The sequence below is a fragment of the Paenibacillus sp. 4624 genome, assembly GCF_050435065.1.
GTDB classification, from domain to species: Bacteria; Bacillota; Bacilli; order Paenibacillales; family Paenibacillaceae; genus Paenibacillus; species Paenibacillus amylolyticus_D.
Map to the genome: position 1 here is coordinate 124669 of NZ_JBNDJR010000012.1, position 12313 is coordinate 136981.

A 12313-nucleotide genomic window follows, 5' to 3' on the forward strand; every position below is an offset into this window, starting at 1 on the left:
CGGCTAAAGCCCATTTCCCCACGTTTTCCACTTCATATCCCCGATCTATTTAATATATTGACTTTGTCTTTCTGAAACATAAAAAAAACACGATCCCGTTGTGGTCGTGTTAATCAAAAACTATTCCACGATTCTTATCACCCCTTTCAATGCCAGCATGACGAATATGAGTATGCGGTAAAAGCTTTCACGGCTCACAACGCCACGCCCCTTTATTTTGAATATTACATCGAATTTATACGATGCCTGAATTGACAGTTGTTGGACGCTGATGTAGGCGAGGAAAGGAATGAGTCTGCCGCCAAAACGAGAGACAGCGGCCCGCCGCTGTTGAAACCAGGTGGTGCACTTCTCCTCGCATAACCCCACTCACGAGCAGATGTAGGATACTGTAAATATGAGTTTGCGTATTGGCATGTTTGCATACCGTTAACAAGATCGATAGTGCTATAGAGTAAAGTGGTACGTATATCTGACGATCCATTCGCGGATAATCCTATATCCCAAAGGTTGCCGCCTGAATCCCTTAAAGCAAACCTCACATTTGACGAGCTTGATGTACTGAGCAAACTTATATAGGATAACGTATTTTCTACCGTCTGTGGTATGAGGGATATTAATCTTGTACCAGCACTAAAGGTTGCAAATGTAGAAATGATAACAAGTCCCTGCGAGTAACTTGGTACAGCGAACGATATGTTACTGACGGGATCGATCATTTGGTACTGGCCTTGCTGAATAGACTGTATTTTTGCCGCCAGTTGCGCCCATGTATCGGACATCGAAGCACTGCCACCCTTGGCGTTGATGGCGTTAACCACGCCCTGCTTCGCGTCAACGCCAGATGTCTTTACCGCTTGCAACTCACCAGCGATATAGTTCATGTCGCCCGTGAAGTCATACGGAACATCTTTGTTTGGCAAATTACGGAGGTTAAATCTAATCCGTGCAAACCCTTTTGTTTGACCACTTGGAGCGTTGCTAACTACGAGCCTTATCCTGACCTGGCTGACTAAAGGAGGCATCGTGAAATTCGTCTTTTTACGGTGCCACCATTTTTGCGGGTCTGCCGCTAAATTGAATAAAGTCGCGCCAGTAGACTCGTTTTTAACTTCTATTTGGATAACGGTGCCAGAAGGTGACCCCACACTAAAAAACATGGCTTGCAAGTCGTATTGACTGCCGGGATATACGTTTATCACAGCACTATCCAGCACGGCATATTGGCCCGATGGTACAGCATCATTAATATAGAAAAATCCAGTCACATCCGGGCTAGATGATGCCAATATTGGGTATCCACCAACATTAGTCCAACCGTTTAAGCCGAATATTCCCGATGAATTGGAAAGAAAATTACTTGTCGGGTTGTCATTAGGCAAAATTAAATCATCCGCATTGATAATACGCTTAAGCGATGGTGTAAAAGCCGCTCCAGCAGTTGACGCTACTGCCCCGGTGTCAAACTCATATATTTCTATCACCCCAGTAGAAGAACTGGGGTACACCATGAATATACCTCTTGCGCCTAAATTGACATGAGTGTTGGTATATCTAAAAGTTCGGGGCGATCCGCTCGGGTCTAAGTAACAGTTACTACCATAAAGCACGCCTCCCCCGGCATCAGCGGAGAAAGAACCCCATGTTTGAAAATCAACTCTTCCCGTCAATGTTCCGCCAGTACGTGGTAAACTTGCGTTTTTGGCGTTTGTCTCTGCTTGGGATACTTCCGCATTTGTCGGCACTTTCTTCCACGGGCCCCATCCAAAATAATAGTTTCTTTGGAAAACTTCCAAGTCTCCAGGCTGAAAGGTGGTCAGGGTTTGCGATACACCCGCATGCGGCTCGACTGTTAAGTGAAATGCTTCTGCTGTGGGAACATTTAATAACGTGTCCACTATTGCATTAGCTGGACAATAATAGCTCCCCTCTGTCATGTAAGTATTAAGATCTGCTCCTGCAGGGATAGCAATCGACTTCTTGATGAACTCATCTTTCATCGTATTAATTTCTGCACCGATCTCGTTCAAATCAGGTGCTTTAACAAAGTCTTCCATAGTCCAATCAGTTTTAGCCATTAATCCGTCACCTCTATTATTTCAAAAGTTTCAAGCATAAGATTGTCCGACGTGATCGGCACGTTGACTGGCTTGGAACTTATTCGAATATTGTCTCCTTTGACTTCGATCAGCGTTACCAGAGACACGTCAGCTGCCGGGATCAAAAAGTTAAGGGCCACCGTTGATGCAGTAACTTCTTTTACAATGAAATTGGTAATCTCATAAACCCCATTCAGTACAACTTTTGTTATGCGAGAGTTTAAATGTATCGCCAAATCGTTCAAAATTTCCTGATCCATTACAGTGTCACCTCCGGCCCTAAATCCGCGAATGGCTTTTCGCCAAGCTTCCAGCTTCCGTCTAGCTTATAATTCCAGGACACATCCCTTTTGACAGTCGTATGCTTAATGCCAATCCCATGCCGCAGAGATGTATTTTGCTGGTACGCCATATTGGCTGGCTTGACCGTTTGGATGGTGTGCTGCACCTCTTTAAAGAGGTTGGCGTTCTCTATGTTTGTCGTGACCATCAACAAAAACTCTGCCGGGTTAACCGACACAACGGCCATCCCGGGGCCGATAAGTCGATCAAGCTGAACCTGTAGCCAACGTTGTGTAAAAGGTGGCTTAGTAGACTGCCTGTTAATAATTCGTTTACGCCGAAAGTCCAGGGATTCTTTCGCAGGATCAGCCTGAATACGGAGCATTTTTTCCCTGCGTCTGATTGCTTGTGCGCTGGCCGTCATAATGAACATGTCATCACGTTGGCGCAAGATTCCTGCAGCAATGTTGTCCAGCTCCATTTCCTGCGCCATCAGCAAGGATGTCATTTGCTTACTGTCCACATAGTAATCAGGTAGGTACTCTAAAAGCCTACTCATTAAGTGTCACCGTCCCTTTTTGCGGTACTTGATCGACTGTCAGAGTGATGTTTGTTGCAGATCCGTTGAGTTGCGTACTATTAACATCGACAACACCGGAAACGGTCAGTATGCGTGATTCGAGTGGAGCAACCCGTATAACCAACGGTGCATCAACTTCCCACGATTGACGCAAGGCAAGAAGGTAAGCATTGATTACTTCTTCAACGTCCTGCTGCACTTGTCCGATTGTCGTATCGTCATCTAGTGCCAATGTGGTAGTAATGTTAATTGTGATCCAGTCAACTCCAGTCAATGTAACGGTGTGTCCGATCGGAGCAAGTCCAAGTCCTTGCCCTGCAAAGAGTACAGGGTCAACTTGCTCCTGTAACTGCTCGATCAGCGCAGCTGAAGGCGGTACATGCCCCGTTGCCATAATTGTAGCTTTAACTGAGCCACCACCCTGCCAAACAGGAGTGATCCGCACCGCTCCAACTCCATCCAATGCTCTAATCATCTGGCGATAATCAGCTACATTTCCTCCAAATGGTTTTTCGTTGATTTCAACGAAAAATCGTTCACGCAGCTGGTCGTCCGTTTCTTCGTCTTCCCCAGGAATCAGGATGTCGCTTAACATTGCTGTTGCCAAATCGTTGATGTATTCCATAGGAAGCAGTGCACCAAACGGCTTATTCCCCATTACACCTGATGTTTCAGATGTGAGTTTAAATACGCCCTGAGAGATCCTTTCTGTGACAGTGTAGTTGATATCCTCAATAAAAAAACGGCTTCCGATAGCCACATCGATTCCTGCTCCGGTTGAATCAAAGAACGTGCCTTTTCGAACTGAAAACGTTGCTTGCTTTCGATTTACACCCCATTGAGCTGTGCCTCGGGTAAGGTATTCATCTGTGGCTGTATCGACATTGTATAAGTCATCACCTGCAGATAAATCTATATAAGCTTGAGTTAATTCGGCAGCTGCAGGCGCTAAAGCATCATAAATAATACTGCCTGGTCGTTTATCAATGTCATCCGGCACCCGATCCAGCATCCGCTGTAGGATGGCTTCGTACTCGTATTCCTCTGTGTTATACATTTCCGACTACCTCCGTCAGTCGCAGATCTCCTTCAATCGTTACAACAGTGAATGAAACCGTCGCACTGTCACCCTGTTGCTCAATGTCAAAGTCACGCACCTCGCTGATCCGCTCGTCATAGATCAACGCCTCAGTGATAACCCGTGGTAGTTCAGATGCAACAAAGGCTGTGCTCGATCCCAATCCAACCACCGTATCCGACTCCGCCCCATAACTATCCGGATAAATGACGTGTTCGAAGCGTATCGTCCGGATTGCCTTAATTACAAATTGCTTCATGGCAGCCAAGCCATCTATAGGCCGCCCAATCTCTCCCGTTGCGGGGTCGAATGAATATGTCCTAGTCGGCTGGATCTCAGACGTAAACAGGTCAGGTACTTGGATATTTAAATCAGGAGTCAGCGCCATAAATTACAGCCCTCCCCGCGATGTAAAAAGACTGGCCGCCTTGTACACTCATGACCACTACTCGTTCGCCTGGTTGCAATTCATCCGTAAAGATCATAGCCCCTTTGAACGTACCTTCCTGCACAACACCACCAAACTCAAAATCACCTTCGAGTTCCACTTTTCTCGTATGATTGGTTAAGTGTTCAGCAACCTGTAGCAGTTCCGCTGGTATGGGATTCTTGGTGTCCAATCCAATTTGGATGCTTAATGCAGGTGGCGGTGTCAACACGGTAGCTTCAAGCAGTTGCACAGGACTGCCAGCTTGGACGGCGGCAACGGCAGCCTGTTTGATAATGTCCAACATCGTATATCACCCCAATATTTCTTTGCGGAGTTGTTCCGCAAACTCCTTGTCCTCGTCCTTTTTGGACTTTTTCTTGCCATCTTTCTTTTTCGACTTATCCTTTTCGGCATCGCTTTCTTCCGGTTCAACCGTTACGTCAATATCCGGTAGATCGTCAGTCTTGGTCAGTGTTAATGACATCGTGTGTTCATTACCGTGGAATGAATGACTATCCTCATCCACGTAAAAAGCCCGGCTTACGCCGAGCTCCTTGGATATAACGTATACTGCTGATCCCGCAAATACCGATGCAATCCCAAGCGCATCAATGGTAAAGGATTCACCCACCTTGCCTTTCTCCATCATGATCGATGTTGCACGTTGCATCAGCTGCGCTTTGTTCAAGTTGTCCGACACTTCTTCGTAATATTGAATAGTGCCGTATCGCTTTTTGGTTGTTGGGCTATCTACCTTAACATTGTGTGTTGTACTAACCTTTTTCTTGGCCGTAACTTCCTTCTTGCCCTTTTTAACCTTCGTGGTGATCTCTGTCGTGGACGTTCCAGTTAATTTGACCTGGGTATACATATCTTCGATAGATTGGGAAAATGAATAGTCAATCAAATTCGCCCCGTCTTCGATCACCCATTTACGTGCGAGATCCACGCGTTTGGTCAGGTGGAGTTTCCCCTTGTCAGAATACAGATAGTATTTGACGCGAGTGTGCTTGTACGTGAGTGAGATGGCCGTCAGGATCATATCAAACAATGTGCCTTCCAAGATGCGGGTAAGCTTATGTGGAGTTTCAGCAAGTTTGCCGATCGGAATACCAAAGTCAGTACAAATACGCCGGACGATCTCGCCCAGCGTTTTCCCTATGAAAACATATTTGTCTTCGGACTTAGTAAGATACACCAAGTCGTCGTATGCCGTAAGGGACAGGCTCCCGTTTTTGGCGCGTTCTTTTGTAAAAACGGTGCCTCGAAACAATTCCTCCCCCTTCCATTTGAATAACAGCTGATCCCCCACATCCACTGGCTGCTTACGGTGCATCCCTCTGGTAGTTGATAATACAGTAGCAACAAGAGTCCGGGGAGCTCTGAGTTTTTGACCAGACCCTTGCACATCTTGCACCGGTAGTTCATACGTCCCATCGCTTCGAACTACATACAGTTCCATCATTTCAGCTTGATCACCTGCCCTGGCTTAATAGAGTACGGCGCTTTGATTTTATTCAACTCGGCAAGCTTCTGCCAGGTTGTTCCGTTTGCTTGCGCGATCTTCCATAAGCTATCCCCGGTTTTAACCTTATAATTGGCTGGAGTCGTCTTCGTGCTGGGACGAGCAGCTGTGCTACTGGTCGTAACCTTCTTACTGCCGTTGGCGGCCGTCTTAATCGTGTCCAACTTGCGGATCGTGACAAACTTGTATTCGCGGAGCGACAAGTCATAATAAAATGTTTCAACGTCGCCGCCCTCTTCCCGGTATACAAAGTCCTCAACCGTTGCAGCGAAATTCCAAGGGGTTCCGCTCACGAGAAAGCGGATTGGTTTGTCTGATGCCTTCCACTTTTCAAGCATCGATACCGCCTGTTTAGGATTTGGAATATCATCATAATCGCAATATGGCCCCCAAGTAGCCGGGAAAAAACTGCTGAACTCAAACGTCTTGAGAACCGGATCATTAATTATTGCCACCTCACCGATCCCGGACACATCCACTGTCGTTGTCTGACTGCCATTACCGATGGTGATATCTGGAGGGTTGACCGGGAGGCGCAAACGCTCAGCGTTGTTATTCCAAGATAACCAGATTTCACGACTCAAACGAATTGCACCCCCTGTGCTCCAAGATTAAGTTCCTCCTGTAAGGCCTTTTTGATGACACGTACAACTTTTTTGGCATCCATGTCATTGGAATAGTGGTTGTCACCTGTGACATTAATATTGATTGGAGCTGATGCAGGAGCTGCCGTTGCTGATCCTCCGGATGCCGCCATTCCTCGGATCAGTTCCGCTTCTTCACGTGGCAAGACGGTTTCACCTTTGTGGAGTGTAGCTTTGTAATTGTCATAAGGAATGTTTGAAATTCCTTTGGCGTGCTTGTTCTTCTCATATGCGGCCGTGAGATCTGGAAAGGTGGTACTCTGTAGCACTGTAGCTGCTTTTTTGTTGTTATCACGCATTTCTCGGGTTTCGACAAGTCCTATTTCTTTAATATTGAATCCGTAATCTCCACCTTCCAATACGCCTGGAATATCAGGGATAGGTATACTCAATTTATTGAGCTGTCTAATCATCCAATTCACGCTTTTTAATATTGCGTTAACTCCATTTGCAACAATATCTTTTGCTCCTTCCCAGACATCAACAAGTACTTTTTTAATTATGTCCCAGTTCTTCCATGCCTCCCATAACACAGTCAACGCTGTAACTACCCATCCAATCACAGGTAAAAACCGAACAAACACACCGATTACTCGACCAATCCAAGGTATAAACGGTTTTGCCCATTTGAGAATCTTGATGAATCCCTTACCAAGAAAGAGCAGCGCACTGCCTACCCACTTCAAGGCGCTCCATAAAACTTTGAGGACTTTCCAAAATCCTTTGAAAAATGGTATGGCCGCTTGGATAACTTTGAATCCTTTAGCTGCACCATAGACAGCTAAAAACGCTATGCCCACCCCTTTTAAGATGGGTAACAAGGTATCCCAGTTTTCAATCACCCATTGGATGCCCTTAGATAATCCATTAGCGAGTTCGCCCGACAACTCGGATACACTCTTGGTAAAACTGGCAATGGATTTCTGGCCTTCCGGTGAGGATGCCCATTTGTTGAGCTCAATGAAAGCTGGAGTAACTGCGGTAATCACTGCCTGCCCTATGGTCTTGAGCGTCTTGCCCAAGGTGCGACTTGCATTATTGATCGGTGTCATAGGGTTGTTTTCCCGCATTGCGGTAAATTGCTTCTCCAGCTCCTTGCTGGCTTCAATTGGCTCATTGATAGCACGAGCTGCGGCCAATACTGGTTCCTTGATGTCTTCATACTTTGTACCAAGCAACTCAGTTGCGTAAAGGGCACGTTGAGCCTCGCTCGGGATCTTGGACAAGGCTGTGGCAAACTCAAACATTACTTTTTCGCCGGACAACGTGCCGGCATCCATAGATTTGTAAAGTTCCTTGGTACGAGATTTACCTAGCACCTTAGCCATGGCCGTAATCTGGTTGTCTGTCAGTTCGTTACGCCTGATATTAAATTCCCGGAACATATCAGCTGGCTCGTCAAAGTTCCGACCGCCTGCCTGGACAGCGGCAACAAATGCAGATCCCACTTGTCCCATATTGAGTTTCAAGTCCTTGAAAGTTGAACTGTACTCATTAATCGTATCCAGGTAGTCATCGTACTGATCGCCAGCATTTTTGATGACAAAGGCAGACACATCCCCAATCTCGCTCATACTGCCAAGTTGGTTTTTATAGGCTGATGCAAACGCCCGGTCCACCTCAGGTATGTCCTTACCATACAACTGTGCGAACATGGCTGATGTACGGGCAGCCTCCTGGAGCGCCTTACCCTGCAAGCTTGTTTGCTGTGCAAAATCAACAAGAGATTGAGCAACACCAGATCGTTCAGTACCGATATTTTCACCGTAATAAATCTGATCGGTCATGCTTGTAACTTGCGGTTGGCTAATACCGCTGATAGCCGATGCTCTAGCATCCGTTTCGAACGCCGATGCACCTTGTGCAAGTACCGCCGTACCCCCGACTGCAGCACCCAAACTTAACATTCGGTTTTGGATACCACCCGCGGCACTCTCGATCCGTGCAATGGCACGAGAAGCCAAATCCTTAACCTTGACCACAATAGTTGCAGTTATCGCCCCTACACGTAAAGCTAAAGCACGTAGCTTTGTAAGTCCACGCAGAGCCAAATCCCGGACTCGCGTTTGCATTGTAATCCTCATGCTATTGAGTCTTATGCCAAGTGCTCGCAAACGGGTAAGACCGCGTGTTGCAGCATCACGTAAACGAGTGCGAAGGGTTGCTGTATATGATCCGAGTGCTGTTGCAAGAGAACGGATACGAGTTAACCCGCGTGTCGCCAAGTCACGCAATTTGGTACGTACTATTATTGCACTAGATTTAATAGCATCACCCAGTCGTTTGATACGCACTAAACCACGAGTCGTCATATCCCGCAAGTGCGTCCTTACAACAGCAATCCGACCACGGAGATAGGCCATATTCGCTCTGATTCTTACCAAACTCGCAGTTGCACCATCACGCAACTTTGTCCGCACAACTGCAACCAAGTGGCCGATCTTTGGTACTAGCGCTGACAATCGGCTCAAACCTCGTGTAGCCATATCTTTAAGCTTCGTTCGCACGGTGGCCGTTTTACCTTGGAGATAGGCCAATGTTGCCCTGATTCGTACAAGACTTGCGGTCGCGCTGTCCCTGAGTCGGGTTCGAATTACAGCAACCACGCCGCTTATTCGTGGGATTTTAGCCGCCAGTCTTTGGAGCCCCCGAGTAGCCATGTCTCGAATACGGGTTGTAACAATCACCGCATTAGATCGTATGTCTCGACCCAATTGCCTTAGTCGCAATAAACCTCGACTGGCCCTATCCCTGATGGCGGTACGAATTACCGTGGCTCTCCTATTGAGATATTCCCTCAAATCTCTGATCCTTTGTAAGCCGCGACTAGCCATATCACGAAGCCTAGTCTGAATAAGGACTCGTGCCCGAGATAGCCTTGCAACTCGTTGCCGAACCTGGTCCACCGTATTGCGGAGCCGATCAAAACTAACCCGCATCTGTCTGACACGGCTAGTCATACGATCTCGGATGTCAAACAGTGCAGATAACGTTGCCATGCATTTAATTCCTCCTTTCTACGCAAAAAAAGAGCCTTGCGGCTCTCACTTATTACGTTTATTGGCTTTTTCCTGATCAGTAAGATACTGATCAATCGAACCGTAAATAAAAGCCCGGTGGTACGGGTCCATGGCCCATAAGTCATGCGGAAAAATGTGTAACTTATGCAGAGCATAGTGAGCATATACGGCATCCCGATCACCGGACTTGATTAGTTTTTTACGTCTTCAATCAGGTCTTCTTCGGATTCATCGAATCCATTGATGCGGTTAGCTGCCTGCATCCATTCGGCATATTCGCCGCCCACGGACAAGATTGTTCGTGCCAGATCCACCGGATCAGTCAGACCATAGGACTTAAGCAATTCGGCATCTCTAAAGTCAGGATACACCGTAGATTCAATGGCGATTCGCAAGGAAAAGCGTTTACTGTCAAGCTTTTCACCCACCTTTTTTCCTTTTTTGAACTCTGGCTTGGTGCATTCTGCCTCCAAATCATCAATGCGTTTGGTGGACAAAGGTTTCATTACGAAAGGAATCGGTTCTCCCTTTTCATCCTTATATCGCCGAGTGATAATTACCTCTTCTTCTTTTACTTCCGCCGCCTTGCCCTTCATAAAAAACGACATATTTTTAGTCATTGTTCATCGCTCCATTTCAATTTATGTTTTTGATTATCCCAATGTCGGGGTACTGAATGTATTAGGCATATCCACATCGTCAAACGTGAAGCTGACCTCTTCATCCAACGCATCAGCTTCAGTATCCAACTTAGCAATAACAACGCTGTCCAGGTTAACTCCTTTGAGCACGACTGTTTGCTCACCGATGCTGGAAGTTGGATCTTCGTTGGTAATTTGGATATCAAAATAAGCGTCCTTACCATTTTTCATGTAATCCATCATCAACTCGCGGTAACGGGATGTAGTGTAATAAATCGTCATTGAACCCGATCCGGACCAGCCTGTCGCCTTGTGTTGTACACCACGACGACCAAGGGTCTTAATCTCGGCTTTTTGTTTCTCAACAGTGGCTTCAAGAGTCTTAACGTAAAACATTTCTTCTGCAACGCCATTGATCGTGGCAAATGCTCGTCCTTCTTGCCCCGAGATGGCGTCCTGCGCTTTCAAAAATGCCATCTTAAATCACCTTCACTCTCATGTAAATTTTCTCAATGGAGTCCACAGGCTGAATACTCATCTCCACGAATATGGAATCCCTAGCTTCACCGGCTACGACAGACACATCAGTCTGGCTGTTAAAGTTTTGGATTGCCCCGAAACCTTGATAGTTGTTTGCGATATTCGTCAATGCTGAGCGGAACAAGTTGCGACCATCAGCGGAATTATCCGTTTTGCCAATATGATACTGTTCAAAAGTATCCTTACAGTCATTCGCCAAACCATCCAGTACCCGGATAACCCGATTCTTAGAACGTTCCTTTCCTTTGGTCAGGGTGTACGTTCGGAACGTGTTAATATCCTGTTCCACAATCACACGACCTTTGCTTGCAGTAAACAAAAACTCTCCAGCCAGCAAAGCTGCTTCAATCTGTGAATTGGTGTATTTCACATCAACGTCAACCGCATCATCATAAGCGGCATAGGTTAGGGATTGACTTACAGCAGCTCCAGCCGTTGCGCCGGCAACCCACGCGACCGCCTTGACCCGATCAACAACAGTTTGATCCGACAGCACCACGCCATTCTTGACGCTGATCACACCTTCATAATCGGCACCCGGATAATTCGGCATGACCGCTTGTATTTTCTTGCCCTCATCTTCACGCTGTCGTTTGATAAACGCGGTGTACAATGCTTTGAGGGTTGTGTCATCAGACATCAGACCAACCGTGTTGAATTCCGTGACCTCCAGCAACTCCAGATACGCAGTATGGTCAGCATTGGTAACAGTACCATCGGTACCGCCTGTGAGTGGTACACCTGCAGAAGCGGCAAGGGTCTTATCCGTGCCAGTAGCACCGAAGACAACCCAATCATTATTAGCAAGCGTATCGATGTTAGCGACCGTTTGTTTGTCCTGCTCAGCTCCTGCAACCAATGTGTGTACGTCAAATTTGGTTACGTCGTCGATATTGGTTGTAATGACAATAGTGATGTCATTCCCCCTCACACCTCCATGCTTGGCCGTAATAATCAGATTGCCGCTTGTTGCCGTTGCTTTAACACCTGTATTCAAACGATACAGCAACAACTTCTGCGCACGTTTCAGCGCTTCTCGCACGGGTAACATCTCGTCTGCCGTGATATCGTAACCTAGCACATCAAACGGATCAGCCCCGGCTTCCACTGTAACCAGTTGCTTCGTAGGACCCCAACTGAGCGGAACGGCCATGGTAACTATGCCCCGCTCGCCAAGAGTAGTTGCTGCTGTGCCCTGGGATTCAAAATTCATATATACGCCTGGGCGCACCTTGTTTTGTCTTGTCCAAATACCTCCGGCCATTTATCTGACCTCCCTTGATTTAAATGCATTCATTTCTTGTTGTACTTCACCGTGCGTGTACGTCTGGCCATCCTGTAGCACTGCGACAAGCACATCCTTTTCCGCATTTGTGAAACGAGCGGACTGCAGGAACTGCTCTTTGCTAAAGCGAGGTTCTGCAGGTGCAGCCTTGGCCGCCTTCGTAGTACGTTCTTCTTTCACATCACTCAT

General features: G+C 46.8%; 13 protein-coding genes. All 13 read right to left on the reverse strand.

Translation table 11 applies throughout. The features are described from left to right. Positions 1-224: 224 nt before the first annotated feature. Positions 225-2078: a pyocin knob domain-containing protein gene (locus ABIE27_RS24615; protein ID WP_429351739.1), complete on the reverse strand. Its 1854-nt coding sequence runs from the start codon at positions 2076-2078 to the stop codon at positions 225-227. Next, complete coding sequence (locus tag ABIE27_RS24620; protein WP_429351740.1) at positions 2078-2359, reverse strand: ketopantoate hydroxymethyltransferase; 282 nt, start codon at positions 2357-2359, stop codon at positions 2078-2080. Before ABIE27_RS24620 ends, ABIE27_RS24615 begins: the two co-directional genes overlap by 1 nt. Continuing rightward, positions 2359-2940, reverse strand: coding sequence for a putative phage tail protein (locus ABIE27_RS24625; protein ID WP_429351741.1), 582 nt, complete (start codon positions 2938-2940; stop codon positions 2359-2361). The genes ABIE27_RS24620 and ABIE27_RS24625 overlap by 1 nt, the downstream gene beginning before the upstream one ends. After that, positions 2933-4018, reverse strand: coding sequence for a baseplate J/gp47 family protein (locus ABIE27_RS24630; protein ID WP_429351742.1), 1086 nt, complete (start codon positions 4016-4018; stop codon positions 2933-2935). The genes ABIE27_RS24625 and ABIE27_RS24630 overlap by 8 nt, the downstream gene beginning before the upstream one ends. Then, complete coding sequence (locus ABIE27_RS24635) at positions 4011-4427, reverse strand: DUF2634 domain-containing protein (RefSeq protein WP_429351743.1); 417 nt, start codon at positions 4425-4427, stop codon at positions 4011-4013. Before ABIE27_RS24635 ends, ABIE27_RS24630 begins: the two co-directional genes overlap by 8 nt. Further along, on the reverse strand, positions 4411-4773 hold the full coding sequence (locus tag ABIE27_RS24640) for a DUF2577 family protein (RefSeq protein WP_429351744.1): 363 nt from the start codon (positions 4771-4773) through the stop codon (positions 4411-4413). Before ABIE27_RS24640 ends, ABIE27_RS24635 begins: the two co-directional genes overlap by 17 nt. A 6-nt stretch (positions 4774-4779) precedes the next feature. After that, positions 4780-5931 (reverse strand): XkdQ/YqbQ family protein, encoded by a 1152-nt coding sequence (locus tag ABIE27_RS24645; protein ID WP_429351745.1) that lies wholly within the window; start codon positions 5929-5931, stop codon positions 4780-4782. Continuing rightward, a complete protein-coding gene (locus ABIE27_RS24650) occupies positions 5931-6578 on the reverse strand; it encodes a LysM peptidoglycan-binding domain-containing protein (protein WP_429351746.1) in 648 nt (215 codons plus the stop codon). The genes ABIE27_RS24645 and ABIE27_RS24650 overlap by 1 nt, the downstream gene beginning before the upstream one ends. Next, the gene (locus tag ABIE27_RS24655; RefSeq protein WP_429351747.1) at positions 6575-9637 is read right to left on the reverse strand and encodes a phage tail tape measure protein; all 3063 of its coding nucleotides are present in this window, start codon (positions 9635-9637) and stop codon (positions 6575-6577) included. Before ABIE27_RS24655 ends, ABIE27_RS24650 begins: the two co-directional genes overlap by 4 nt. Before the next feature lie 212 nt (positions 9638-9849). After that, positions 9850-10278: a phage tail assembly chaperone gene (locus tag ABIE27_RS24660; RefSeq protein ID WP_429351748.1), complete on the reverse strand. Its 429-nt coding sequence runs from the start codon at positions 10276-10278 to the stop codon at positions 9850-9852. Positions 10279-10311: 33 nt separating this feature from the next. Further along, positions 10312-10776 (reverse strand): phage tail tube protein, encoded by a 465-nt coding sequence (locus ABIE27_RS24665; RefSeq protein ID WP_429351749.1) that lies wholly within the window; start codon positions 10774-10776, stop codon positions 10312-10314. A 1-nt stretch (position 10777) separates the two neighbouring features. Continuing rightward, a complete protein-coding gene (locus ABIE27_RS24670; protein ID WP_429351750.1) occupies positions 10778-12103 on the reverse strand; it encodes a phage tail sheath family protein in 1326 nt (441 codons plus the stop codon). Beyond that, positions 12104-12313, reverse strand: a complete 210-nt coding sequence (locus tag ABIE27_RS24675; RefSeq protein ID WP_429351751.1) for a hypothetical protein — start codon at positions 12311-12313, stop codon at positions 12104-12106.

What these genes read in the sequence shown, in the direction of transcription:
- ABIE27_RS24615 (WP_429351739.1), bottom strand. Translation starts at nt 2,078, where the DNA reads ATGGCTAAAACTGATTGGACTATGGAAGACTTTGTTAAAGCACCTGAT.
- ABIE27_RS24620 (WP_429351740.1), bottom strand. Translation starts at nt 2,359, where the DNA reads ATGGATCAGGAAATTTTGAACGATTTGGCGATACATTTAAACTCTCGC.
- ABIE27_RS24625 (WP_429351741.1), bottom strand. Translation starts at nt 2,940, where the DNA reads ATGAGTAGGCTTTTAGAGTACCTACCTGATTACTATGTGGACAGTAAG.
- ABIE27_RS24630 (WP_429351742.1), bottom strand. Translation starts at nt 4,018, where the DNA reads ATGTATAACACAGAGGAATACGAGTACGAAGCCATCCTACAGCGGATG.
- ABIE27_RS24635 (WP_429351743.1), bottom strand. Translation starts at nt 4,427, where the DNA reads ATGGCGCTGACTCCTGATTTAAATATCCAAGTACCTGACCTGTTTACG.
- ABIE27_RS24640 (WP_429351744.1), bottom strand. Translation starts at nt 4,773, where the DNA reads ATGTTGGACATTATCAAACAGGCTGCCGTTGCCGCCGTCCAAGCTGGC.
- ABIE27_RS24645 (WP_429351745.1), bottom strand. Translation starts at nt 5,931, where the DNA reads ATGGAACTGTATGTAGTTCGAAGCGATGGGACGTATGAACTACCGGTG.
- ABIE27_RS24655 (WP_429351747.1), bottom strand. Translation starts at nt 9,637, where the DNA reads ATGGCAACGTTATCTGCACTGTTTGACATCCGAGATCGTATGACTAGC.
- ABIE27_RS24660 (WP_429351748.1), bottom strand. Translation starts at nt 10,278, where the DNA reads ATGACTAAAAATATGTCGTTTTTTATGAAGGGCAAGGCGGCGGAAGTA.
- ABIE27_RS24665 (WP_429351749.1), bottom strand. Translation starts at nt 10,776, where the DNA reads ATGGCATTTTTGAAAGCGCAGGACGCCATCTCGGGGCAAGAAGGACGA.
- ABIE27_RS24670 (WP_429351750.1), bottom strand. Translation starts at nt 12,103, where the DNA reads ATGGCCGGAGGTATTTGGACAAGACAAAACAAGGTGCGCCCAGGCGTA.
- ABIE27_RS24675 (WP_429351751.1), bottom strand. Translation starts at nt 12,313, where the DNA reads ATGAGTGATGTGAAAGAAGAACGTACTACGAAGGCGGCCAAGGCTGCA.